This is a genomic window from Enterobacter sp. JH25 (assembly GCF_021725435.1).
In the GTDB taxonomy this organism is placed as follows: domain Bacteria; phylum Pseudomonadota; class Gammaproteobacteria; order Enterobacterales; family Enterobacteriaceae; genus Enterobacter; species Enterobacter intestinihominis.
On sequence record NZ_CP091319.1, the window covers coordinates 658,936 to 682,228 of the forward strand.

The following is a 23,293-nucleotide window of genomic DNA, read 5'->3' on the forward strand; positions in this document are numbered from 1 at the left end:
CCCAAAGGGGAGAGGGGATCGCACGGAGCTGTCTTTACCCTCTCCCCCGTGGGGAGAGGGCAGGGTGAGGGGGAACAAACCACTCAATACTCAACCACCACTTTCCCACGCATATGCCCCTCCAGCACCATGCGGTGCGCTTCGGTAATGCTTTCCACGCTCAGCCCGTGCAGCGTTTCGCTGAGCGAGCTTTCCACCACGCCGTTATCCACCAGCTTCGCCACCTCATTTAAAATCTCGCCCTGGCGCGCCATATCCGCGGTCTGGTACATGCTGCGGGTGTACATAAATTCCCAGTGCAGGGCGGCAGATTTGGACTTCAGCTTGTCCTGGTTTAGCGGATGCGCATTTTCAACGATGGAACAAATGTGTCCCTGAGGGGCGATCAGATCGCTGACCGCATCCCAGTGCCCGTCGGTGTCGTTGAGGATAAAAATGTAATCCACAAAGGTGAGCCCCTGTTTCGCCAGTTCACCCTTCAGGTCGCGGTAATCTACGACAACGTCAGCCCCGCGATCGCGACACCATCGGGCGGAATCTTCTCGTGAGGCGGTTGCGACGATCTTCACCTTGCTGTTGTGCTTCGCAAACGGGATCGCCAGCGATCCGACTCCACCCGCGCCGCCAATTATCAGCAGCGTTTTATCTGCGTCGGCATCCTGAATCTTCAGCCGTTCAAACAGGCCTTCCCACGCGGTGAGCGCCGTCAGCGGCAGTGCTGCCGCAGAGGCCCAGCCAAGGTTTGCAGGCTTGTGCCCGACAATGCGCGCATCGATAAGCTGGTGCGTGGTATTGCTGCCCGGTCGGGTGATATCCCCCGCGTACCATACTTCGTCACCCGGTTTGAATTCGGTGACGCCAGCCCCGACGGCTTTGACGATCCCGCTGGCATCCCACCCGAGAATGCGCGGCTCCTTCAGTCCGCTTTTGGCAATGCCTGCATGTACTTTGGTATCCACCGGGTTTACGGAGACGGCTTTCACCTCCACCAGCAGATCGTACTCGCCGGGCTGCGGCATCGGCGGGGTAATTTCAACGAAGGTGGAGGGATTTTCTGGGTTAACGGCAATGGCTTTAACAGACATGATGTTCTCCTCAATGAATGCGTTGTGTTGAGGCTAGTCTATTAAGTGGTCAGCTGCATGATAAGATGGACAATCAAGAACTCAGCGTTCGTACAGGGTGAACAATCATGTTTAAACAGCTACAGGATATGGCGCTGTTTGCGCTGGTGGCTGAGATGGGCAGCTTTACCGCGGCGGCGCAGAAGGCGGAACTGCCGAAATCCAGCGTCAGCCAACGCATTAGCCAGCTGGAGCAGCAGGTGGGGATCCGCCTGCTTAACCGCACGACGCGCAGAATAAGCCTGACGTTTGCGGGCGAGCACTATCTGGTGCACTGCCGCGAGATGCTGGCGGCCAGCGAGCGCGCGGAGTATGCCATTCAGCGGCTGCGAGAAAACCCCAGCGGACGGCTGAGGATCACCTGTCCGGCAGGGATTGGCGCGACGCTGCTGGCGCATATGAATGCCGAGTTCCAGCTTCGCTACCCTGACGTGTCGCTGGATGTATCAATTTCAGACGATGTGGTGGATCTGGTCGAGTCGGGCTTTGACGTGGCGCTGCGCACCGGCAAACCGCAGGATTCTTCCCTGATTGGTCGCATGATTGGGCACTGTCCGCGCTACATGCTGGCCTCGCCTGACTATCTGGCGCGTCGGGCGCCGTTAATCCATCCCCGACAGCTGGTGGATCACCGCTGCATTACGCACCGGGCATGGTCGGAGTGGCTTCTGCGAAGCGAGAGTGAGGATTACCGCTACCTGCCGGATAACGCCCACATGACGGATAACCTGGTGTACGCCCGAGAATGCGCCATTGCCGGGGCGGGGATCACGCTGTTACCCGCATTCCTGCTGGAAGATAAAATTGAAAAGGGCGCGCTGGTAAAGGTGCTACCGGAGTGGCGCGTTGAGGGGAACGATCTCTGGCTGGCCTATCCGAGCCGTAAGCTCAATTCGCCTGCGCTGATGAGCTATATCGACTTTGCGATGCAGTTTGATGAGGTGAAGCGGTATTACGTGGGCAAATAAAAAAGCCGGGTGGCGGCTTCGCCTTACCCGGCCTACACACTGTGCGGCCTGATGCCCTCACTCTGGCCCCCTCACGGGGAGAGGGAACAAACATAAAAAACGGCAACCGAAGTTGCCGTTTTGCTTTTATTTCGCAATACGCTTGTACTTAATACGCTTCGGCTCCAGCGCGTCTGCGCCCAGCGTGCGTTTCTTGTACTCTTCGTATTCGGTGAAGTTACCTTCGAAGAACTCCACTTTACCTTCGTCCTGGTAGTCCAGAATGTGGGTCGCGATACGGTCAAGGAACCAGCGGTCGTGCGAGATAACCATGGCGCAGCCCGGGAATTCCAGCAGGGCGTTTTCCAGCGCGCGCAGGGTTTCGATGTCCAGGTCGTTGGTAGGTTCATCGAGCAGCAGAACGTTGCCGCCAACCTGAAGCAGCTTCGCCAGGTGCAGACGACCACGCTCACCGCCAGACAGCTCGCCCACGCGTTTGCCCTGGTCGGTGCCCTTGAAGTTAAAGCGGCCAACATAGGCGCGGCTTGGCATCTCGGTGTTGCCGATACGCATGATATCCAGACCGCCGGAGACTTCTTCCCACACGGTTTTGCTGTTGTCCATCGCGTCACGGAACTGGTCAACGGAGGCCAGCTTCACGGTCTCACCCAGGGTGATAGAGCCGCTGTCAGGCTGTTCCTGACCGGACATCATGCGGAACAGGGTGGATTTACCCGCGCCGTTCGGACCAATGATGCCGACGATAGCGCCTTTCGGTACGGAGAAGGTCAGATCGTCGATCAGCAGGCGGTCGCCGTATGACTTACGCAGGTTGGTCACTTCAACCACTTTATCCCCCAGACGTGCGCCAGGCGGGATAAACAGTTCGTTGGTTTCGTTACGCTTCTGGTATTCGGTGTTGTTCAGCTCTTCGAAGCGTGCCAGACGGGCTTTGCCCTTGGACTGACGGCCTTTCGCGCCCTGACGCACCCACTCCAGCTCTTTCTCAATAGATTTACGGCGCGCCGCTTCCTGAGACGCTTCCTGCGCCAGACGCTGATCTTTCTGTTCCAGCCAGGAGGAGTAGTTACCTTCCCATGGAATACCTTCGCCGCGGTCCAGCTCCAGGATCCAGCCCGCCACGTTGTCGAGGAAGTAGCGGTCGTGGGTAATTGCCACCACGGTGCCTTCGAAGTCGTGCAGGAAGCGTTCCAGCCACGCCACGGATTCCGCATCCAGGTGGTTGGTTGGTTCGTCGAGCAGCAGCATGTCTGGTTTTTCCAGCAGCAGGCGGCACAGCGCCACGCGGCGGCGTTCACCACCGGAGAGATTCGCGATTTTCGCATCCCAGTCCGGCAGACGCAGGGCATCTGCCGCGCGCTCCAGCTGCACGTTCAGGTTGTGACCGTCGTGCGCCTGGATAATCTCTTCAAATTTGCCCTGCTGAGCGGCCAGTTTGTCGAAGTCCGCATCCGGCTCGGCGTATTTGGCATACACTTCATCCAGACCTTTCAGGGCGTTAACCACTTCGGATACCGCTTCTTCAACGGATTCACGCACGGTGTGTTCCGGGTTCAGCTGAGGTTCCTGCGGCAGGTAGCCGATCTTGATGCCAGGCTGCGGACGGGCTTCACCTTCGATGTCTGTATCGATGCCGGCCATGATGCGCAGCAGGGTGGACTTACCGGCACCGTTGAGACCCAGAACACCGATTTTTGCGCCCGGGAAAAAGCTCAGCGAGATATTTTTAAGAATATGACGTTTCGGCGGGACAACTTTGCCGACACGATGCATGGTATAAACGAATTGAGCCACGTTGGACTTCGCCTCTTTTATCGTGATGAGAATGAATTTCAGCCTCGAAGTGTAGCCTTTTTCACGCCCTAATCCCAGCCAGGAACGTCGGGAGTGTTAAAACGCGCAAGAAAGGTAAAAAAGTGTCCATGACGTGGCGCGTTGTGGGATGCCTGGTTAGCATAAGTTGAGGTAACTTTCACGTGGCAAGACGCTGCAACTGACGAAAAACAATGAGGAAGAGCTTGTGGAAAAAGCCAAACGGGTGGTCTGGCGTCTGCTGGCTGCCAGCGTATGCGTAATGGCGGTAAGCCAGGCGGTGCATGCCGATTCACTGGATGAACAACGTAACCGCTATGCCCAGATTAAGCAGGCATGGGACAACAAGCAGATGGATACCGTGCAGGCGCTGATGCCGACGCTGAAGGATTATCCGCTGTATCCGTATCTGGAGTATCGTCAGATCACTGATGATCTCATGAATCAACCGACCGTCACCGTAAATAACTTCATTCAGGCGAACCCGACACTGCCGCCTGCGCGTACCCTGAAGTCCCGGTTTGTGAACGAGCTGGCCCGTCGCGAAGACTGGCGCGGCCTGCTGGCTTTCAGCCCGGATAAGCCGGGCGCGACGGAAGCGCAGTGTAATTACTATTATGCGAAATGGGCGACCGGTCAGCAGGAGGAAGCCTGGACCGGCGCGAAAGAGCTGTGGTTGACGGGCAAAAGCCAGCCAAACGCCTGTGACCCGCTGTTCAGCGCCTGGCGCGCCTCGGGCAAGCAGGATCCGCTCTCTTACCTGGAACGTATTCGCCTGGCGATGAAGGCCGGAAACACCCGGCTGGTTACCGTGCTGGCGGGCCAGATGCCCGCGGATTATCAGACCATTGCCTCTGCCGTTATCAGTCTGGCAAACGATCCCAATACCGTGCTGACGTTTGCGCGTACCACCGGCGCGACCGATTTTACCCGCCAGATGGCGGCGGTGGCCTTTGCCAGCGTGGCGCGTGAGGATGTGGAAAACGCCCGGCTGATGATCCCGCAGCTGGTGCAGGCCCAGCAGCTTAATGACGATCAAACCCAGGAACTGCGCGATATTGTGGCATGGCGACTGATGGGAACAGATGTCACCGACGAACAGGCGCGCTGGCGTGACGACGCTGTAATGCGTTCAAACTCTGTCTCGCTGGTGGAGCGTCGCGTGCGCATGGCGCTGGGAACGGGCGATCGTCGTGGCCTCAATACCTGGCTGGCGCGCCTGCCGATGGATGCTAAAGAGAAAGATGAATGGCGTTACTGGCAGGCGGACCTGTTGCTGGAGCGTGGTCGTGAAGACGAAGCCAAAGCGATCCTCCACTCCCTGATGCAGCAGCGCGGCTTCTACCCGATGGCGGCGGCGCAACGTCTGGGCGAGGAGTACACCCTGAAGATCGACAAAGCGCCAGCCAACGCGAACCCGGCGCTGACGCAGGGTCCGGAAATGGCGCGCGTGCGCGAGCTGATGTACTGGAATCTGGATAATACCGCGCGCAGCGAATGGGCCAACCTGGTCACCAGCCGTACCACCGACGAGAAGGCGCAGCTTGCCCGCTATGCGTTTGATAATCGCTGGTGGGATCTGAGCGTGCAGGCGACGATCGCCGGCAAGCTGTGGGATCATCTCGAAGAGCGTTTCCCGCTGGCTTATAAGGATCTGTTCGATCGCTACACCAGCGGCAAAGATATTCCGCAAAGCTACGCGATGGCCATTGCCCGTCAGGAAAGCGCCTGGAACCCGAAAGTGCGTTCGCCGGTGGGGGCCAGCGGCCTGATGCAAATTATGCCGGGCACCGCGACGCACACGGTGAAGATGTTTAATATCCCAGGCTACAGCAGCCCGTCCCAGCTGCTGGATCCGGAGACCAACATCAACATCGGTACCAGCTACTTGCAGTACGTCTATCAGCAGTTCGGTAATAACCGCATCTTCGCGTCAGCGGCGTACAACGCCGGGCCAGGCCGCGTGCGGACATGGCTTGGCAACAGCGCAGGGCGGCTCGACGCCGTGGCGTTCGTCGAGAGCATTCCGTTCTCGGAAACGCGCGGATATGTGAAGAACGTGCTGGCGTATGACGCCTACTATCGGCACTTCATGGGGGAGAAAGATGCCCTGATGAGCGATGCCGAGTGGCAGAGACGTTACTGATCGGCGCGGGTTGTGTTATGCTGTACTCGCTAATGAGTACAAGAGGCAGCATAACATGACCCAGCATTCCCCGTATTCCTCGGCCATGGCCGAACAGCGTCATCAGGAGTGGCTTCGTTTTGTGGAGTTGCTCCGCCAGTCTTACGACAAAGATCTGCATTTACCCTTGCTACAGCTGATGCTGACGCCAGACGAGCGTGAAGCGCTGGGTACACGGGTACGCATTATTGAGGAACTGCTGCGTGGCGAAATGAGCCAGCGTGAACTGAAAAACGAGCTGGGCGCGGGCATCGCGACGATTACCCGGGGTTCAAACAGCCTGAAGTCGGCGCCGGTTGAACTGCGTCAGTGGCTGGAAGCGGTATTGCTTAAAAACGCCGGATGACGGCTTCGCCTAATCCGGCCTACAAACTTAACGATAAATCGCGTTATGGAACGGACTTAACGCCAGAATAACGGCCTGGTGGTAAACGCTCGAACGGGTGAGCTTGCCCGCGGTAAAGACGCCAATCGCCCCCTCTTTACGACCAATCTCATCAATGCCGGTGTAGTGCGACATTACCGGCCCCAGCGCCTCACCCGCGCGGACTTTCTCCAGTATGACCTCCGGCAGCGGCAGCGTGGCTGAACGCGCTTCGCCGCGCTGCTCGCGGCTTTCGATGACAACCCAGCTGAAGGTCGCCCCTTCGTCGATACCTGCTTCAATCGCGACCCAGAAGTCAGCATCTGGCGCGGCGGCTTTTGCATTCGCCACGCGATTTCGTGCGCCAGCGCGTGTTTCCTCGCTGCCAAACGGCTGTTCCGGCACACCGCTCTCGACGCCTACGGCGTCAATATGGCAGGATCCTTCGCCGAAGATCTCTTCAAATGCCCTTAGAATTGCCTGAATTTTGGCAGGATTGGTGGTAGCAGAGACAACATGGTGCATAATTAAGCTCGATTTAAAAAATTCATCGCAGTATAACGGAAAAAAAGCATGTTACAGGTATACCTTGTTCGCCACGGTGAAACGCAGTGGAACGCCGAGCGACGTATTCAAGGCCAGTCAGACAGTCCTCTCACCGACAAAGGTGTGCAGCAAGCGTGGCAGGTGGCGGAGCGCGCCAGAACGCTGGGTATCACTCACGTCATCTCCAGTGATTTAGGCCGCACGCAGCAGACGGCACGCATCATCGCCGATGCCTGTGGCTGCGACGTGACCCTTGAACCGCGCCTGCGCGAGCTGGATATGGGCGTGCTGGAAAAACGCCCTATCGATACGCTGACGGAAACCGAAGAAGGCTGGCGTCGCACGCTGGTGAACGGCACTGAAGATGGTCGCATCCCTGAGGGGGAATCCATGCAGGAGCTGAGCGTGCGCATGCATGCCGCGCTGGCCGAGTGCCTGAAACTCCCGGCAGGTAGCCGACCGCTGCTGGTGAGCCACGGTATCGCGCTGGGTTGCCTGGTGAGTACCATTCTGGGGCTGCCAGCTTACGCCGAGCGCCGTTTGCGTCTGCGCAACTGTTCCATTTCCCGTATCGACTATCAGGAAAGTGCCTGGCTGGCATCGGGGTGGGTGGTTGAGATGGCAGGGGACATTTCGCATCTTGATGCCCCTGCACTGGATGAGTTGCAGCGTTAACGACGTACCGGAATCAGGAATTCCATCCGCAGATTGATAGGGCCTTCTTCCGGTTTTGCATCTTGCGCCGGATAGTAGCGCTCAATGTCCTGACCTTTACGGCGATTCAGATTCAGCATTGGCATGCAGGTCCCGTAAACGGTCAGGATGAACTCCTGAACGCCCGTTCCTAACCCTTCGTATGAGAACATCACATACTCGCCGCCTTCCAGCACGACAGGCTTCGAGCCATGAATGTAACCGTTCGCCATGTCAGGCGTCAGCGCCGTGGTATAGAACACTTCCTGCTCGTCGTCTTTTTCCTGGCTTGGATACGTTTCGTTCAGGCCATACAGAATCGGCGGGATCGCCGGAGCGTGGCTTAAAAATTCGCGCCAGAACTGAACGCGCATCTGATGGCGGAACTCGGAGATCTGCTCCAGGGAACAGGAGTAGCTCTGCGTGGTGCCGACCAGGTGCGTTTCCGGCAAGGTGATGATTTCATATTTTGGCATCGCAAACTCGCCCAGACGCAGCGGCGGACGCATACCAAAGGAGCTCCAGTCCGGCGAGCGGCGATAAAGCGCTGGCGTTAACGAGAACTGTTTTTTAAAGGCGCGAGTGAAGGTTTGCTGTGAATCGAAGCGATATTGCAGGGCAATATCCAGGATTGGTCGCGCGGTCAGGCGCAACGCGACAGCAGACTTTGATAAACGACGTGCGCGAATATAGGCACCGATAGCATGACCGGTGACATCCTTGAACATCCTTTGCAGATGCCACTTGGAATAGCCTGCTTTTGCCGCCACATTATCCAGTGACAAAGGCTGGTCGAGATGACCTTCCAGCCAGGTGAGCAGGTCGCGAATAATTCCAGCCTGATCCATATACTATCCTCATCCTTAAAACTGCCGCAGGTGCCTGTTTACAGGTTAGCGGATAATAGCATTTTTTGACGTTTTAGCATTCAGTGTTTTTTTTGCGCATAAATGCTTTTTGTGGTGATTTAAGTGCGGATATATTCTAATCCTGTGATCTTGCTACATTTTTATCTAACCTGTTGAATAATCGCTCAGCGTAATTTTTATGAATGGTAACAATATGAAATACAAGGTTTTAGTCTTTGCAGCACTGGCGCTGATGGCAGGGCGCGTGGCACAGGCGGAGCAAATTGGCTCCGTGGACACCGTGTTTAAAATGTTTGGGCCGGACCACAAAATTGTGGTGGAGGCCTTTGACGATCCGGACGTTAAAAACGTCACCTGCTATGTCAGCCGGGCGAAGACCGGCGGGATTAAAGGCGGCCTGGGGCTGGCTGAAGACACGTCTGACGCGGCCATCTCCTGTCAGCAGGTTGGTCCGGTGGAATTGAGTGACAAAATTAAAAACGGCAAAGCGCAGGGCGACGTTGTATTCCAGAAACGGACCTCGCTGGTGTTCAAAAAGCTACAGGTGGTCCGTTTTTATGACGCGAAGCGTAACACACTGGCTTATCTGGCTTATTCCGACAAAGTCGTGGAAGGCTCACCGAAAAACGCGATTAGCGCGGTGCCGATTATGCCGTGGCATTGATAAAAAAAACGGCGCAAAAGCGCCGTTTTTTACTGCGTGACGGGAGGATTACTCCTGGAGGTCACCGCAGAAACGATAGCCTTCACCATGGATCGTGGCGATGATTTCCGGCGTATCAGGCGTAGATTCGAAATGTTTACGAATACGACGGATGGTTACGTCAACGGTACGATCGTGTGGCTTCAACTCACGACCGGTCATTTTCTTCAGCAGTTCTGCACGGGACTGGATCTTGCCCGGGTTTTCGCAGAAGTGCAGCATCGCGCGGAATTCACTGCGCGGCAGTTTGTACTGCTCACCGTTCGGGCTAATCAGCGAACGGCTATTGATATCAAGTTCCCAGCCGTTGAATTTGTAGCTGTCGACGCTACGACGCTCTTCACTGACCGTACCCAGATTCATGGTGCGGGACAGCAGGTTGCGTGCACGAATGGTTAACTCGCGAGGGTTGAACGGCTTGGTGATGTAGTCATCCGCGCCGATTTCCAGACCAAGAATTTTATCAACCTCGTTGTCACGGCCTGTCAGGAACATCAACGCGACGTTCGCCTGTTCACGCAGTTCGCGCGCCAGAAGAAGCCCGTTTTTGCCCGGCAGATTGATATCCATAATCACCAGGTTGATATCATTTTCAGAAAGGATCTGATGCATCTCTGCGCCATCGGTCGCTTCAAAGACATCGTAGCCTTCTGCTTCGAAAATGCTCTTTAACGTGTTGCGTGTTACCAACTCGTCTTCAACGATAAGAATGTGCGGGGTCTGCATGTTTGCTACCTAAATTGCCAACTAAATCGAAACAGGAAGTACAAAAGTCCCTGACCTGCCTGATGCATGTCGCAAATTAACATGATCGGCTTAACGTGACTAAAGTACGTAATTGCGTTCTTGATGCACTTTCCATCAACGTCAACAACATCATTAGCTTGGTCGTGGGTACTTTCCCTTTGGACCCGACAGTGTCAAAAACGGCTGTCATCCTAACCATTTTAACAGCAACATAACAGGCTAAGTGACACCGGACACCCAATAAAACTACGCTTCGTTGACATATATCAAGTTCAATTGTAGCACGTTAACAGTTTGATGAAATCATCGTAGCTGAATGCTAGCCTTTGTCACAATTTTTCAATAAACCAACTAGTTGCGGACATTGATTGATAAACGGTACGAATCCAATCGGAAAAGAGTATTCATAAGGTCATTATCATTACAAAACATAAGGATAATGGACTTCTGTTAACATTCTAACTGATTGTTCAGCCACAAAATAGTTTAGCTTTTTTTAATTGTTATGAAACGCTATTTCGGTGATTTGTGTTGCAAAATTGTAAATTCGTGCTGCGTAATATGTTGAAGTGAATCACATTTTTACCTGCTAACTGATTAAAAAGAGAGCATAAATGCATCTGTCGATTGTGCTGGTGGCACCAGCAAGAGCTGAAAATATTGGCGCTGCGGCGCGTGCCATGAAGACCATGGGTTTTACCGATTTGCGTATCGTAGACAGCACGGCGCATCTGGAGCCTGCTGCGCGATGGGTGGCGCACGGTTCGGGTGATATTCTCGATAATATAACCACTTACGCTACGCTCGCTGAGGCGCTGCACGATATTTCGTTTACCGTCGCGACGACCGCGCGCAGCCGGGCGAAGTTTCATTATTACGCCACGCCTGCTGAACTGGTGCCAATACTGGAAGAAAAAAGCCAGTGGCTGGAGAAAGCCGCGCTGGTGTTTGGGCGAGAAGATTCCGGGCTAACTAACGAAGAACTGGAACTGGCTGACGTGCTGACGGGCGCGCCGATGGTGGCGGATTATCCGTCACTCAATCTGGGGCAGGCGGTGATGGTGTACTGCTATCAATTAGCATCCTTAATACAAATTTCTCAGCCGCCAGCGTCAGTAACGGATGAAAACCAGCTGGCGGCGCTGCGTATTCGTGCAGATAAGCTTCTCGAGCAACTGGGCGTCGCTGACGATCAAAAAATGGTGGACTGGTTACAGCAGCGCCTGGGGCGTCTTGAACAGCGCGACACGGCAATGCTGCACCGATTGCTTCATGATATTGAAAAAAAATTAGCCGAGTAAAATAGTGTCATAGGTTTTTATTATGGCCGATCCTGCTGATGTCTGGGGTTGCATCTGGGGTATTCCGATGAAAATAAATCTGCACGCAGCGGGACGTGAGAATGTCCCGAATTGTGATCAAATTAAAAATTCATTGACTTAAGGTGTCCGATCCTTTAACCCTAAAAGAATAGAGCACAGACAGATAATAATGACAGAGTACACAACATCCATGAAACGCATCAGCATCACCACCATTACTACAACCATCATCATTACCACAGGTAACGATGCGGGCTGACGCGTACAGGAAAAACAGAAAAAAGCCCGCACCTGAACAGTGCGGGCTTTTTTTTCGGCTAAAGGAAATGAGGTAGAACCATGCGAGTGTTGAAGTTCGGCGGTACATCAGTGGCAAATGCAGAGCGTTTTCTGCGTGTTGCCGATATCCTGGAAAGTAACGCCAGGCAGGGGCAGGTTGCTACCGTGCTCTCTGCCCCGGCAAAAATCACGAATCACCTGGTGGCGATGATTGAAAAAACCATCGGTGGCCAGGATGCACTTCCGAACATCAGCGACGCCGAACGTATCTTCGCTGAACTGCTTCAGGGGCTGGCAGACGCCCAGCCTGGCTTCCCGCTGGCGCAGCTGAAAACCACCGTTGAACTCGAATTTGCCCAGATTAAACACGTTCTTCACGGTATCAGCCTGCTGGGTCAATGCCCGGACAGCATCAACGCGGCGCTAATTTGCCGGGGTGAAAAACTCTCTATCGCCATCATGGCAGGCGTGCTGGAAGCGCGCGGTCATCACGTGACGGTCATCGATCCGGTTGAAAAACTGCTGGCTGTGGGACACTACCTTGAATCCACCGTCGACATTGCCGAGTCGACACGCCGCATTGCGGCGAGCAAAATCCCGTCTGACCACATGATCCTGATGGCAGGCTTCACCGCCGGTAACGAGAAGGGCGAACTGGTGGTGCTGGGGCGTAACGGCTCTGACTACTCCGCTGCCGTGCTGGCGGCCTGTTTACGTGCAGACTGTTGTGAGATCTGGACTGACGTTGATGGTGTATATACCTGTGACCCGCGCCAGGTGCCGGACGCCAGGCTGTTGAAGTCGATGTCGTACCAGGAAGCGATGGAGCTTTCCTATTTCGGCGCCAAAGTGCTTCACCCACGTACCATCTCCCCGATTGCCCAGTTCCAGATCCCTTGCCTGATTAAAAATACCGGTAATCCGCAGGCGCCGGGTACGCTGATTGGCGCCAGCGCTGATGAAGATGACCTGCCGGTAAAAGGCATTTCGAACCTTAATAACATGGCGATGTTCAGCGTCTCTGGCCCGGGTATGAAAGGTATGGTTGGCATGGCGGCACGCGTGTTTGCGGCCATGTCCCGTAATGGGATCTCCGTGGTGCTGATCACGCAGTCTTCTTCCGAATACAGCATCAGCTTCTGCGTCCCGCAGGGCGATTGCCTGCGCGCCCGTCGCGCGCTGGAAGAAGAGTTCTACCTGGAGCTGAAAGAAGAGCTGCTGGAGCCGCTCTCTATTCAGGAGCGTCTGGCCGTGATCTCCGTGGTAGGCGACGGCATGCGCACCCTGCGCGGAATCTCCGCCAAATTCTTTGCCGCCCTGGCGCGGGCCAATATCAATATCGTGGCGATTGCCCAGGGCTCATCAGAGCGTTCAATTTCCGTTGTCGTGGATAACGATGACGCCACTACCGGCGTGCGCGTGGTGCATCAGATGCTGTTCAACACCGACCAGGTGATTGAGCTGTTCCTGGTGGGCGTCGGCGGCGTCGGCGGCGCGCTGCTGGAGCAGGTAAAGCGCCAGCAGGAGTGGCTTAAGAAGAAACATATCGATTTGCGCGTCTGCGGAATTGCGAACTCGAAAGCGTTGCTGACTAACGTCCACGGTCTGAACCTGGAAAACTGGCAGGCGGAACTGGAAGAGGCGAAAGAGCCGTTCAACCTGGGTCGTCTGATCCGTCTGGTGAAAGAGTATCACCTGCTTAACCCGGTGATCGTCGACTGTACCTCCAGCCAGGCTGTGGCCGATCAGTACGCGGATTTCCTGCGCGAAGGTTTCCATGTGGTGACGCCGAACAAAAAGGCCAACACCTCGTCGATGGATTACTATCACCAGCTGCGTCTGGCGGCGAGCAAGTCGCGCCGCAAGTTTCTGTATGACACCAACGTGGGCGCGGGCCTGCCGGTCATCGAGAACCTGCAAAACCTGCTGAACGCGGGCGACGAACTACAGCGTTTCTCCGGCATCCTCTCCGGCTCCCTGTCGTTTATCTTCGGCAAGCTGGACGAAGGGATGAGCCTGTCGGAAGCCACCCGCGCCGCGCGCGAGCTGGGCTACACCGAGCCGGATCCGCGCGACGACCTCTCCGGTATGGATGTGGCGCGTAAGCTGCTGATCCTGGTGCGCGAAACCGGCCGCGAGCTGGAGCTTTCGGATATCGTGATTGAGCCGGTGCTGCCAGCAGAATTTGATGACAGCGGCGACGTCAGCGCTTTTATGGCCAGGTTGCCGCAGCTTGACGACGCCTTTGCCGCCCGCGTTGCGAAAGCCCGTGATGAAGGTAAGGTATTGCGCTATGTTGGCAATATTGAAGAAGACGGCGTCTGCCGCGTGAAGATTGCCGAAGTGGATGGCAACGATCCGCTGTACAAGGTGAAAAACGGCGAGAACGCCCTGGCGTTCTACAGCCATTATTATCAGCCACTGCCGCTGGTACTTCGCGGCTATGGCGCAGGGAATGATGTGACGGCGGCGGGCGTGTTTGCCGATCTGCTGCGTACCCTGTCATGGAAGTTAGGAGTTTAAGATGGTTAAAGTATATGCCCCGGCTTCCAGCGCCAATATGAGCGTCGGATTTGACGTGCTGGGCGCGGCGGTTACGCCGGTGGATGGTTCGCTGCTGGGCGATACGGTAACGGTTGAGGCGGCAGAGCGCTTCAGCCTGAATAACGTCGGCCGTTTTGCCAGCAAGCTGCCGCCTGAACCGCGTGAGAATATCGTTTATCAGTGCTGGGAACGCTTCTGTCAGGAGATCGGTAAAAACGTGCCGGTCGCCATGACGCTGGAAAAGAGCATGCCGATTGGTTCGGGACTCGGCTCCAGCGCCTGCTCGGTGGTCGCCGCGCTGGTGGCGATGAATGAGCACTGCGGCAAGCCGCTGAACAACAGCCGCTTGCTGGCGCTGATGGGCGAGCTGGAAGGGCGCATCTCCGGCAGCATTCATTATGATAACGTGGCGCCGTGCTTCCTTGGCGGCATGCAGCTGATGATTGAAGAAAATGGCATCATCAGCCAGCAGGTGCCAGGGTTTGATGAGTGGCTGTGGGTGCTTGCCTATCCGGGCATTAAGGTTTCTACCGCCGAAGCGCGTGCGATCCTGCCGGCGCAGTATCGTCGTCAGGACTGTATCGCCCACGGGCGTCATCTGGCGGGCTTTATTCATGCCTGCTACACCCGACAGCCGCAGCTGGCGGCGAAACTGATGAAAGACGTTATTGCCGAGCCGTATCGCACGAAGCTGCTGCCGGGCTTTAACGAAGCGCGACAGGCATCCATGGATATCGGCGCACAGGCGTGCGGCATCTCCGGCTCCGGCCCAACGCTGTTCGCCTTATGCGACAAGCCAGACACCGCGCAGCGCGTGGCGGACTGGCTCTCTAAACACTACCTGCAAAATCAGGAAGGCTTTGTTCATATTTGCCGTCTGGACACGGCTGGCGCACGAGTACTGGGATAACGAATGAAACTCTACAACCTTAAAGATCATAACGAGCAGGTCAGCTTTGCGCAGGCGGTAACGCAGGGTTTGGGCAAAAATCAGGGGCTGTTCTTCCCCCACGACCTGCCGGAATTTCAACTGACTGAAATCGATGAACTGCTTAAGCAGGACTTTGTCACCCGCAGCACCAAAATTCTGTCTGCGTTTATTGGCGACGAAATCCCGCAGGAGCTGCTCGAAGAGCGCGTGCGCGCGGCGTTTGCTTTCCCGGCCCCGGTGAAGCAGGTGGAGCCTGACGTTGGCTGCCTGGAGCTGTTCCACGGCCCGACGCTGGCGTTCAAAGATTTCGGCGGTCGCTTCATGGCGCAGATGCTGACCCACATCAGCGGCGACAAACCGGTGACCATCCTGACCGCGACCTCAGGTGATACCGGTGCGGCGGTGGCTCATGCGTTCTACGGCCTGAAAAACGTCCGCGTGGTGATCCTCTATCCGAAAGGCAAAATCAGCCCGCTTCAGGAAAAACTGTTCTGCACTCTTGGGGGCAACATTGAAACCGTGGCGATCGACGGCGATTTCGATGCCTGCCAGGCGCTGGTGAAGCAGGCCTTTGATGACGAAGAGCTGAAGGCGGCGCTGGGGCTGAACTCTGCCAACTCCATCAACATCAGCCGTCTGCTGGCGCAGATCTGCTACTACTTCGAAGCGGTGGCCCAGCTGCCGCAGGACGCGCGCAATCAGCTGGTAGTTTCTGTGCCAAGCGGGAACTTCGGCGATCTGACGGCGGGCCTGCTGGCGAAATCACTCGGCCTGCCGGTGAAGCGCTTTATCGCCGCTACCAACGCCAACGACACCGTGCCGCGTTTCCTGAAGGACGGAAAATGGGCGCCGAACGCGACGCAGGCCACGCTCTCCAATGCGATGGATGTGTCACAGCCTAACAACTGGCCGCGTGTGGAAGAGCTGTTCCGCCGTAAGGTCTGGCGTCTGGGCGACCTGGGCTACGCAGCGGTGACGGACGAAACCACGAAAGCCACCATGCGCGAGCTGAAAGCGGTGGGCTATACCTCTGAGCCGCACGCGGCGATTGCCTATCGTGCCTTGCGCGATCAGCTTCAACCGGGTGAGTATGGCCTGTTCCTCGGTACCGCCCATCCGGCCAAGTTCAAAGAGAGCGTGGAAGCGATCCTGGGTGAAACGCTGCCGCTGCCAAAAGAGCTGGCCGAGCGCGCCGACCTGCCGTTGCTGTCCCATGAGCTGCCCGCAGACTTTGCCGCACTGCGTAAGCTGATGATGACCCGAGCGTGAGTTTATTGCCCGGTGGCGGCTACGCCTTACCGGGCCTGGAACATTTCAGAAAGTAGGCCGGGTAAGGCGAAGCCGCCACCCGGCTTTTTTATGGAGAAAATAAGGAGAAAAACAGCAGGAAAAAAGCAGAAATTCCCAATAAATGCGGTCACTTAGGGTTTAGGATTGCAGAGAATAACATCCACCGTTCCCATCACGTACTCTCCTTACATCGGCCCACGTTGGGCAAGAAGAATAAGGAGTCACCTATGTCTACACTGAAACCTGCACTTATCGCGCTTTCACTGATGCTGGTCGCTCCCATGGCGGTGCAGGCAGCTGAGATCACCCTCGTCCCTGCGGTAAAACTGCAAATTGGCGATCGGGATAATAACGGACACTACTGGGATGGCGGCCGCTGGCGCGACCATGACTGGTGGAAAGCGCACTATGACTGGCGCGATAACCACTGGCGTCCGCACGATGAACATCGCGATCGTCACGATCATCACCGTCATGACGATCATCGCCCGGGGCCGGACCGGAAGCACCATTAACACAAACCCCGCCAGCTGGCGGGGTTGTCTTTTATTGCTCGTGACGCTTAAACACCAGCTCGTTTTTTACTGACGATGCCTCGTCGAAGAAATACCCTTCACTGTTAAAGCCAGTGAGCTGCTCTGGCTTCGTCAGGCGGTTTTGAATGATGAAACGGCTCATCAGACCGCGCGCTTTTTTGGCGTAGAAGCTGATCACTTTAAATTTGCCGTTTTTCTCGTCGAGGAACACCGGCTTGATAATGTCCGCATCCAGCTTTTTCGGCTTCACCGATTTGAAGTACTCATCGGAGGCCAGGTTGATCACCACGTTGTCCCCCTGGGCTTGCAGCGCCGCGTTAAGCTTATCGGTAATGACATCGCCCCAGAACTGGTACAGATCTTTGCCTTTAGCATTTTCCAGGCGGATACCCATCTCCAGACGATACGGCTGCATCAGATCCAGCGGGCGCAGCACCCCGTACAGGCCGGATAACATGCGCAGATGCTGCTGGGCAAAATCGAAATCGGCTTCGCTAAACGTTTCTGCTTGCAGGCCAGTGTAGACATCACCTTTAAAGGCCAATAGCGCCTGGCGGGCGTTGGCGGGCGTGAAGTCAGGCTGCCACTCATGAAAACGGGTGGCGTTCAGGTCGGCGAGTTTATCACTGATGCTCATCAGCGAAGCGATTTGCGGAGCCGAAAGCTTACGCGCCTCGTGGATCAGCTGTTGCGAGTAGTCCAGCAATTCCGGCTGGGTATAACGCTCAGTGGCGAGCGGGCTCTGGTAGTCGAGCGTTTTGGCAGGTGAAATCAGAATCAGCATATCCAGTCCTTGCAGGAAATTTAGAGCGACTTTAACAAAAAATCGCCCTGAATTGATCGATAGCTGTTATTGCCGCGGCAAATCATCCCAGGTGCCAGGAGCAATTTGTGATTCGATTTCGGGATAGCGTGAGGCGTCAAAGACGGGCTGTACGCCGAGCTTGCGCTGACGCAGATAATCGCGCGCGATCAGCGCTACAACCGGTGAAAGAAGCAAAATTGCCGTCAAATTGGTGATGGCCACCAGCGCCATAATGACATCCGCCAGTTGCCAGATCATCGGCATGCTAAGCAGGCAACCGACAAATACCATCGCCAGCACACCCGCGCGAAGGAGGTTGCGGGCCAGACGCGAGTCAACTTTCAGGAAAATAAGGTTGTTCTCGGCATAGATATAGTTAACCACAATAGAACTGAAGGCAAAAAGCCCCACGACAAGGGCGACAAGGCCTGCGCCCCAACCGCCGACGAGGGAGACCAGCGCCTGTTGTACCCAGTGAATGCCTGCTGTACTGCCGGATGGATGTTCAACGGCGCCGGACAGCAACATTATCATCGCACTGGCGGAGCAGATAACAATGGTGTCTGTGAAGACGCCAATCATCTGTACAATGCCCTGCGCGGCGGGATGCGGGGGCCAGGATGCGGCCGCTGCGGCGGCATTCGGCGTGGAGCCCATTCCCGCCTCGTTGGAGAACATGCCTCGCTGAAAACCCGCAGTGAGCGCCTGGCTAAGGGTGTAACCCAGCGCGCCGGAAGCCGCTTCGCGCCAGCCGAACGCGCTTTGGAAAATAGTGACGATGACGTTCGGCACTTCGTCGATATGTATCGCGCATACCAACAGGCTGGTTGACACCCACAGCAGCGCCATCAGCGGAACCAGCCACTGCATCAGGCGGGCAACCCCTCTCAGCCCGGTCACAATGGTCAGCAGGGTGAGAAGGGCAAGCGCGCCGCCCGTCAGCCACTCCGGACAATTGAAGGCAAAGCGCAGCGCGTGGGCGACGGAATTAGCCTGAACGGTATTGAAAATAAGACCATAGGCCATCAGTAAAAAGATTGAGAACAGGACGCCCATCCAGCGCATTCCCAGTCCGCGAGCCATATACCAGGCGGGGCCGCCGCGAAATTGACCGTTGCCGTCTTTTTCTTTGTAGAGCTGCGCAAGCGAGCATTCAGCAAAGGAGGTGGCCATACCGATAATCGCCGTCACCCACATCCAGAATACCGCGCCCGGACCGCCCGCGCCGATTGCCAGCGCGACACCGGCCAGGTTACCGCTGCCGACGCGCGCGGCCAGGCTGGTACAGAGCGCCTGAAATGAGGTCAGGCCGCCCGGCTGTGGTGTGACGCTGTTTTTCAGACTTCTGCCAAATTTGCGAATATAGCGAAACTGAATCAGTCCGCTGCGCCACGTAAACCAGATACCTGCCCCTGAAAGCAGGTATATCATGATTGAACCCCAGAGAACTTCGTTAATAAAGAAAAAGAAATCAGGCACTAACGTCCCTCTTGTTGATGCCAACGTGAATATGTAAGCGCTACCACTGATTGTGCATGCTGTTACTTAGCAGCCTGTTAATATTCTGAGTTTATCATACTCTGCCTAAGCGCACTGTCTGCGGTTGCGCTGCCTCTCACTCGTGTTATCATCAGGGCAGACCGGTTACATCCCCCTAACAAGTAAACCTGTCATTTTTCCGCTGCTGGCAGGCTGTCGGTAGTGTGAATTATCCAGGGAACGTTAAAAGAGAAACACTATCATGACGGATAAATTGACCTCCCTTCGTCAGTTCACCACTGTCGTCGCTGACACCGGAGATATTGCGGCAATGAAGCTGTACCAGCCGCAGGATGCTACAACCAACCCTTCTCTGATCCTTAACGCCGCGCAGATCCCTGAGTATCGCAAACTGATCGACGAGGCGGTGACTTGGGCAAAAGCACAGAGCAATGACCGCGCGCAGCAGGTTGTGGATGCGACTGACAAACTGGCAGTAAACATCGGTCTGGAAATCCTGAAGCTCGTTCCTGGCCGTATCTCTACTGAAGTTGATGCTCGCCTGTCCTACGACACCGAAGCGTCTATTGCCAAAGCAAAACGCCTGATCAAACTGTACAACGATGCGGGCATCAGCAACGACCGTATCCTGATCAAACTGGCCTCTACCTGGCAGGGCATTCGCGCCGCTGAACAGCTGGAAAAAGAAGGGATCAACTGTAACCTGACTCTGCTGTTCTCCTTCGCACAGGCGCGTGCATGTGCCGAAGCTGGCGTATACCTGATTTCTCCGTTTGTGGGCCGTATTCTGGACTGGTACAAAGCCAACACCGACAAGAAAGAGTATGCGGCGTCTGAAGATCCAGGCGTGATTTCCGTGACGGAAATCTACGAATACTACAAACAGCACGGCTATGAGACCGTTGTTATGGGCGCAAGCTTCCGTAACGTCGGTGAAATCATTGAGCTGGCTGGCTGTGACCGCCTGACCATCGCCCCTGCGCTGCTGAAAGAGCTGGCAGAAAGCGAAGGTGCTATCGAGCGTAAACTGTCCTACACCGGCGAAGTGAAAGCGCGCCCAGAGCGCATCACCGAGTCCGAGTTCCTGTGGCAGCACAACCAGGATCCAATGGCTGTAGATAAACTGGCGGACGGTATCCGTAAGTTTGCTATCGACCAGGAAAAACTGGAAAAAATGATCGGCGACCTGCTGTAATCATTCTGCGTGACCGGGTTCCCGGTCACGCCTCTGTCTGAATTTTCTCTCTGCGTGTATCATTCCCTTTAATCAGTACTTTTTGAATGGAATGGATATGACTACCTTACGCATCGGCTTAGTGTCGATTTCTGACCGCGCCTCCAGCGGTGTTTATCAGGATAAAGGCATCCCTGCTCTGGAAGCGTGGCTGGGCAGCGCGCTCACTACCCCGTTTGAGATCCAGACTCGCCTGATCCCGGACGAGCAGCCGATCATCGAGCAAACCCTGTGTGAACTGGTGGATGAGATGAGCTGCCATCTTGTGCTGACGACGGGCGGAACCGGCCCGGCGCGCCGCGATGTAACGCCGGACGCGACGCTGGCTATCGCCGATCGTGAAATGCCGGGCTTCGGTGAACAGATGCGCCAGATCAGTCTACACTTTGTCCCGACGGCCATTCTTTCCCGTCAGGTCGGGGTGATCCGCAAACAGGCGCTGATCCTGAACCTGCCGGGGCAGCCGAAGTCGATAAAAGAAACGCTGGAAGGAGTAAAAGCCGAAGACGGGAGCGTTATCGTCCACGGTATCTTTGCAAGTGTACCGTATTGTATACAACTGCTTGACGGTCCGTACGTGGAAACTGACGGCAATGTGGTAGCAGCATTTCGCCCTAAAAGCGCTCGCCGCGAAACAATCTCCTGAAAATGCTTTAAATGTGACATTAGCGCCAGCCGCAGTAGCGTGTAAATGGATTTACGATATAGTAATTTTTTCTTTACGATTGCTGTAAAAAATAATCAACAACACATGCACAATGGTTCGCTATGTCACATAATACCCGACCTCTGAATCGACAGGACTACAAAACCCTCACGCTCGCTGCCCTGGGCGGCGCGCTGGAGTTTTACGATTTCATCATCTTTGTCTTCTTCGCCGCCGTTGTGGGGGCGCTGTTTTTCCCGGCGGATATTCCTGAATGGCTGCGTCAGGTACAAACCTTCGGCATTTTCGCTGCCGGCTATCTGGCGCGTCCGCTGGGCGGCATTGTCATGGCGCACTTTGGCGATCTGGTTGGGCGCAAGAAGATGTTTACCCTCAGCATCCTGCTTATGGCCGTGCCGACGCTGGCGATTGGCCTTTTGCCTACCTATGAGTCGATGGGCATTATCGCCCCGTTATTGCTGCTGCTGATGCGTATTCTCCAGGGCGCGGCCATCGGCGGGGAAGTGCCTGGCGCGTGGGTGTTTGTCGCTGAGCACGTCCCGGTGCGCCGCATCGGCATTGCGTGCGGAACGCTGACCGCAGGACTGACGATTGGGATCCTGCTTGGCTCCGTGGTTGCAACCATCATCAATACCAGCATGACGCAACAGGCCGTTCACGACTGGGGCTGGCGTATCCCGTTCCTGCTGGGCGGAGCGTTTGGGCTGGTGGCAATGTACCTGCGACGCTGGTTGCAGGAGACGCCAATATTTCTGGAAATGCAGCAGCGGAAGGCGCTGGCGCAAGAACTGCCGGTGAAAACCGTAGTAGTGCGGCATAAAAAAGCGGTAGTCGTGTCGATGCTTCTGACCTGGCTGCTGTCTGCGGGTATCGTGGTGGTCATTTTGATGTCGCCGGTCTGGCTGCAAAAACAGTACGGTTTTGCGCCTGCCGTGACGTTACAGGCGAACAGTATCGCGACAATTATGCTCTGCTTTGGCTGTCTGGCCGCCGGGCTGGCGGCGGATCGTTTCGGCGCCAGCGTGACCTTTATTGTCGGCAGCCTGCTGCTGGCCGCGTCGAGCTGGGCATTCTATCATCTTGCGGGCACCCATCCTGAACAGCTGTTCCTGCTGTACGGTGTCGTCGGGCTGTGTGTGGGCGTCGTTGGCGCCGTACCGTACGTGATGGTCCGCGCCTTCCCGCCGGAGGTACGCTTCACCGGCATCTCTTTCTCTTATAACGTCTCGTATGCCATTTTCGGTGGGCTGACCCCGATTGTGGTCACGGTGTTGATGGGGCTGTCACCCCTTGCACCTGCATGGTACGTGCTGGCGTTATCGCTGATGGGGCTGGTATTGGGGATGTGGCTTCGCCAGTCAGAGGGATGTCGTGCCCGCGACGCGGGCACGACAGAGGGATCAGTGTTTTTCACCAATCGGTAATACGGTGCGGCCGAACTGCTCGTTCAGCACTTCACCCATTGCCAGGTAGATAGCGCTTGCGCCGCACACCAGACCGACCCAGCCGGCAACGTGAACGATGCCTTCGTTATCCGCCAGGTGACCCGCGGCAAGCAGAGCGAACAGCACGGTCAGGCTCAGGAAGACGAATTGCAGCGCGCGGTTCGCCTTCAGGGTGCCGAAGAACATGAACAGGGTGAACACGCCCCACAGTCCCAGGTATACGCCCAGGAAATGGGCGTTTGAAGCATCTGCCAGGCCCATTTTAGGCATCAGCAGAATGGCGACCAACGTCAGCCAGAACGAACCGTAAGAGGTAAAGGCGGTTAAGCCGAAGGTATTGCCTTTCTTATATTCCAGCAGGCCCGCGAAAATTTGCGCGATACCGCCGTAAAAAATGCCCATCGCCAGGATTACGCCGTCCATCGGGAACATCCCGATGTTGTGCAGGTTCAGCAGAATGGTGGTCATGCCAAAACCCATCAGGCCCAGCGGAGCCGGATTAGCCAACTTAGTGTTGCCCATAAGTCCTCAAAAAAATCATCATTAATATGGTGAAATGGTTAAACCCGCGCCAGTTCTCCCTGACGGGGCGCGGCATCATAATGGGCGGCATCGGCGCCGTCTATGATCTCATCGGGGTGAAATTAAAAAATTTTTTATCCTTCCCCCTTGATGGATGCCGTTGTGACCCCATCTTGTAAGCAACCGCAGTGTGTGGACCTGAAAAAA

The 23,293-nt window shown here is 55.8% G+C and carries 23 protein-coding genes and 1 other annotated feature; of the genes, 15 read left to right on the top strand and 8 right to left on the bottom strand.

Annotated elements, in window-relative coordinates:
* Positions 1 to 83: 83 nt before the first annotated feature.
* Entirely contained in the window at positions 84 to 1,085 is a 1,002-nt protein-coding gene (locus L2Y28_RS03210) for a zinc-binding alcohol dehydrogenase family protein (protein WP_022646991.1), read from the bottom strand.
* A 107-nt stretch (positions 1,086 to 1,192) separates the two neighbouring features.
* Between L2Y28_RS03210 and L2Y28_RS03215 the strand changes: the two genes are divergently transcribed.
* Positions 1,193 to 2,092 (top strand): LysR family transcriptional regulator, encoded by a 900-nt coding sequence (locus tag L2Y28_RS03215; protein ID WP_022646992.1) that lies wholly within the window; start codon positions 1,193 to 1,195, stop codon positions 2,090 to 2,092.
* A 126-nt stretch (positions 2,093 to 2,218) separates the two neighbouring features.
* Here L2Y28_RS03215 and ettA read toward each other — a convergent pair whose 3' ends face one another.
* Positions 2,219 to 3,886: an energy-dependent translational throttle protein EttA gene (gene ettA / locus L2Y28_RS03220; RefSeq protein WP_014882470.1), complete on the bottom strand. Its 1,668-nt coding sequence runs from the start codon at positions 3,884 to 3,886 to the stop codon at positions 2,219 to 2,221.
* Positions 3,887 to 4,112: 226 nt separating this feature from the next.
* On the opposite strand from ettA, the gene sltY reads away from it, so the two are divergent.
* Together sltY and trpR are read left to right on the top strand one after the other, a co-directional pair.
* Positions 4,113 to 6,050 carry a murein transglycosylase gene (gene sltY, locus L2Y28_RS03225; protein WP_022646993.1) on the top strand — a complete coding sequence of 646 codons (1,938 nt, stop codon included), beginning with the start codon at positions 4,113 to 4,115 and terminating at the stop codon, positions 6,048 to 6,050.
* 55 nt (positions 6,051 to 6,105) lie between these two features.
* Positions 6,106 to 6,435: a trp operon repressor gene (gene trpR / locus L2Y28_RS03230; protein WP_003856511.1), complete on the top strand. Its 330-nt coding sequence runs from the start codon at positions 6,106 to 6,108 to the stop codon at positions 6,433 to 6,435.
* A gap of 27 nt (positions 6,436 to 6,462) precedes the next feature.
* On the opposite strand, the gene yjjX is transcribed toward trpR, so the two are convergent.
* Positions 6,463 to 6,978: an inosine/xanthosine triphosphatase gene (gene yjjX, locus L2Y28_RS03235; RefSeq protein WP_022646994.1), complete on the bottom strand. Its 516-nt coding sequence runs from the start codon at positions 6,976 to 6,978 to the stop codon at positions 6,463 to 6,465.
* A 48-nt stretch (positions 6,979 to 7,026) separates the two neighbouring features.
* Between yjjX and gpmB the strand changes: the two genes are divergently transcribed.
* Entirely contained in the window at positions 7,027 to 7,674 is a 648-nt protein-coding gene (gene gpmB, locus L2Y28_RS03240; RefSeq protein WP_006810187.1) for a 2,3-diphosphoglycerate-dependent phosphoglycerate mutase GpmB, read from the top strand.
* Here gpmB and robA read toward each other — a convergent pair.
* Positions 7,671 to 8,540, bottom strand: a complete 870-nt coding sequence (robA, locus tag L2Y28_RS03245) for an MDR efflux pump AcrAB transcriptional activator RobA (RefSeq protein ID WP_022646995.1) — start codon at positions 8,538 to 8,540, stop codon at positions 7,671 to 7,673. The two genes, gpmB and robA, sit on opposite strands and share 4 nt — an antisense overlap.
* A 214-nt stretch (positions 8,541 to 8,754) precedes the next feature.
* On the opposite strand from robA, the gene creA reads away from it, so the two are divergent.
* Positions 8,755 to 9,225: a protein CreA gene (gene creA, locus L2Y28_RS03250; RefSeq protein WP_003856503.1), complete on the top strand. Its 471-nt coding sequence runs from the start codon at positions 8,755 to 8,757 to the stop codon at positions 9,223 to 9,225.
* A 48-nt stretch (positions 9,226 to 9,273) separates the two neighbouring features.
* Here the strand turns inward: creA and arcA are convergent, their stop codons facing one another.
* Positions 9,274 to 9,990 (bottom strand): two-component system response regulator ArcA, encoded by a 717-nt coding sequence (gene arcA / locus L2Y28_RS03255; protein ID WP_003856501.1) that lies wholly within the window; start codon positions 9,988 to 9,990, stop codon positions 9,274 to 9,276.
* A gap of 95 nt (positions 9,991 to 10,085) precedes the next feature.
* On the opposite strand from arcA, the gene yjjY reads away from it, so the two are divergent.
* The 7 genes from yjjY to L2Y28_RS03290 all read left to right on the top strand — a co-directional run bounded on the left by yjjY (position 10,086) and on the right by L2Y28_RS03290 (position 16,892).
* The gene (yjjY, locus tag L2Y28_RS03260; protein WP_001541509.1) at positions 10,086 to 10,226 is read left to right on the top strand and encodes a protein YjjY; all 141 of its coding nucleotides are present in this window, start codon (positions 10,086 to 10,088) and stop codon (positions 10,224 to 10,226) included.
* Between the two features lie 399 nt (positions 10,227 to 10,625).
* On the top strand, positions 10,626 to 11,312 hold the full coding sequence (locus L2Y28_RS03265; RefSeq protein ID WP_022646996.1) for a tRNA/rRNA methyltransferase: 687 nt from the start codon (positions 10,626 to 10,628) through the stop codon (positions 11,310 to 11,312).
* A gap of 211 nt (positions 11,313 to 11,523) precedes the next feature.
* Complete coding sequence (gene thrL / locus L2Y28_RS03270) at positions 11,524 to 11,592, top strand: thr operon leader peptide (RefSeq protein WP_015572623.1); 69 nt, start codon at positions 11,524 to 11,526, stop codon at positions 11,590 to 11,592.
* Positions 11,531 to 11,648, top strand: a sequence feature (Thr leader region). (Overlaps the previous gene by 62 nt.)
* Before the next feature lie 24 nt (positions 11,649 to 11,672).
* Entirely contained in the window at positions 11,673 to 14,135 is a 2,463-nt protein-coding gene (thrA, locus tag L2Y28_RS03275; protein ID WP_022646997.1) for a bifunctional aspartate kinase/homoserine dehydrogenase I, read from the top strand.
* Position 14,136: 1 nt separating this feature from the next.
* Positions 14,137 to 15,066, top strand: a complete 930-nt coding sequence (thrB, locus tag L2Y28_RS03280; protein ID WP_023299286.1) for a homoserine kinase — start codon at positions 14,137 to 14,139, stop codon at positions 15,064 to 15,066.
* A gap of 3 nt (positions 15,067 to 15,069) precedes the next feature.
* Entirely contained in the window at positions 15,070 to 16,356 is a 1,287-nt protein-coding gene (gene thrC, locus L2Y28_RS03285; protein ID WP_003856490.1) for a threonine synthase, read from the top strand.
* Positions 16,357 to 16,604: 248 nt separating this feature from the next.
* A complete protein-coding gene (locus L2Y28_RS03290; RefSeq protein WP_022646999.1) occupies positions 16,605 to 16,892 on the top strand; it encodes a DUF2502 domain-containing protein in 288 nt (95 codons plus the stop codon).
* 31 nt (positions 16,893 to 16,923) lie between these two features.
* On the opposite strand, the gene yaaA is transcribed toward L2Y28_RS03290, so the two are convergent.
* Together yaaA and L2Y28_RS03300 are read right to left on the bottom strand one after the other, a co-directional pair.
* Positions 16,924 to 17,697: a peroxide stress protein YaaA gene (yaaA, locus tag L2Y28_RS03295; RefSeq protein ID WP_022647000.1), complete on the bottom strand. Its 774-nt coding sequence runs from the start codon at positions 17,695 to 17,697 to the stop codon at positions 16,924 to 16,926.
* Between the two features lie 66 nt (positions 17,698 to 17,763).
* Positions 17,764 to 19,197 (bottom strand): sodium:alanine symporter family protein, encoded by a 1,434-nt coding sequence (locus tag L2Y28_RS03300; protein ID WP_236919573.1) that lies wholly within the window; start codon positions 19,195 to 19,197, stop codon positions 17,764 to 17,766.
* 262 nt (positions 19,198 to 19,459) lie between these two features.
* Between L2Y28_RS03300 and tal the strand changes: the two genes are divergently transcribed.
* The 3 genes from tal (at position 19,460) to L2Y28_RS03315 (ending at position 22,543) form a co-directional block, all read left to right on the top strand.
* Positions 19,460 to 20,413: a transaldolase gene (gene tal / locus L2Y28_RS03305; RefSeq protein WP_003856481.1), complete on the top strand. Its 954-nt coding sequence runs from the start codon at positions 19,460 to 19,462 to the stop codon at positions 20,411 to 20,413.
* A 97-nt stretch (positions 20,414 to 20,510) separates the two neighbouring features.
* Positions 20,511 to 21,098: a molybdopterin adenylyltransferase gene (gene mog, locus L2Y28_RS03310; protein WP_022647002.1), complete on the top strand. Its 588-nt coding sequence runs from the start codon at positions 20,511 to 20,513 to the stop codon at positions 21,096 to 21,098.
* Between the two features lie 122 nt (positions 21,099 to 21,220).
* Positions 21,221 to 22,543 carry an MFS transporter gene (locus L2Y28_RS03315; protein WP_022647003.1) on the top strand — a complete coding sequence of 441 codons (1,323 nt, stop codon included), beginning with the start codon at positions 21,221 to 21,223 and terminating at the stop codon, positions 22,541 to 22,543.
* Here the strand turns inward: L2Y28_RS03315 and satP are convergent.
* The gene (gene satP, locus L2Y28_RS03320; protein ID WP_022647004.1) at positions 22,520 to 23,086 is read right to left on the bottom strand and encodes an acetate uptake transporter; all 567 of its coding nucleotides are present in this window, start codon (positions 23,084 to 23,086) and stop codon (positions 22,520 to 22,522) included. The genes L2Y28_RS03315 and satP overlap by 24 nt on opposite strands.
* Positions 23,087 to 23,293 lie beyond the last annotated feature (207 nt).